The sequence below is a fragment of the Parabacteroides sp. CH2-D42-20 genome (genome assembly GCF_003670185.1).
Lineage (GTDB): Bacteria > Bacteroidota > Bacteroidia > Bacteroidales > Tannerellaceae > Parabacteroides > Parabacteroides distasonis.
Genome location: NZ_RAYG01000082.1, coordinates 1 through 1,300, shown reverse-complemented (window position 1 = coordinate 1,300; position 1,300 = coordinate 1). Strand labels below are relative to the sequence as shown.

At 46.7% G+C, this 1,300-nt stretch carries 1 protein-coding gene; it reads right to left on the bottom strand.

The window, feature by feature from the left end:
* On the bottom strand, positions 1-1,034 hold a 1,034-nt coding region (locus D7V92_RS21815; protein ID WP_147441542.1), incomplete at its 3' end, for a site-specific integrase.
* Positions 1,035-1,300: the final 266 nt, after the last annotated feature.

Sequence of the window (1,300 nt, the reverse complement as noted above, 5' to 3'; positions counted from 1 at the left end):
GCGCAATGGTAGGAGATTTGCTTCTCTATTCCGCATTCCGCCATTACCTTTTTCAGTTGTTTGCACATCGTCCAATAGTTGATTTTCCCGAAAACCAGCCTGTCTTCCGACAGATACTTGTACCGTTCGATTATCTGCAAAGGAATATCCAGCAGCTTCACTTGGAACGGGACATTTGTCTTGTGCCGTTTCGACAATATCCATTTCTCACCGTTCACCTCCACTATTTCGTCCGTTGTGAGTTCTTTCATATCCACGAAAGACAAGGCGGTGAAGCAGGCGAAAATGAACAGGTCTCGCACCAATGCGAGGGTGTGGTTGTCAAACTCGTGCGCCATGATTCTTTTGATTTCGTCCTCTGTCAGATATTCCCGTTCCTTAACATTCGGGCTGATATGGAACTGTGCAAACGGATTTCTCGGTATCAGTCCGTTATAGTGCGCACGCATGACCACGCCTTTCAGCCACATGCAGTTCAGCCAGATGGTGGCGTTTTTCAGTCCCCGTTCAGCCGTAAGATAAGCCGCAAACTCCTTGATGAAGTCGGGCGTAAGTTCCAGCATGGACATGTCCGTCCGTCTGTAGAATGACTTGATAAAGGCTGCGACATAGTTCCTTGCCCTTACCATGACCTTGTATGTGCCGATGCTGCGGTCTTTGTCGACACGTTTCAGGAAGTTGGCGCAATCCTTGTCAAAAGCCTTTATCAGTGTCTCATACTCGCTTCCTACCCCTTGGTAGGCATTGCGCACCATTTCAGCCGTTACGTATGCCTCTCGGTTGGATATGCGCTGATAGTGCTTGATGATTTGCGCCTTGATGTTATCCAAAGCCAGATTGATGTTCCGTGCTTCGGCACTCTTGCCTTTGGCTCGGTTGCCTTTCGCATCCCAAAGGGTTTTCGGGATGGTCTGCTTGCAACTGAACTGCGCCACAGTACCGTTGATTGTCACTCGTCCCATGATGGGGACAATACCGTCTTTCTCCTTGCTGCCGTTCACGTAGAACAGCACTTTGAATGTACTTCTTGCCATACTTGTTTTTTGTTTGCAAAGTTAAATATCAACGAGTTAGACCTTGATACGCAAATCGGTGACAAACGGTGCAATAGCATCTCTCATATGTTAAATCCTGCTCTTTCGCGGGTAATGATTTGCAAACCATTCTTCTTCTTAAATCCGCTTTTCCTTGCGTTTTCCGATTTTTCGGCTTGTCATCATTGACACCGTAACGACTTTGATATTAAGTCGTTTAGCGTCATTTCTCCCGTTTTTCGAGGTTATTCCAGAGATTTATAGTA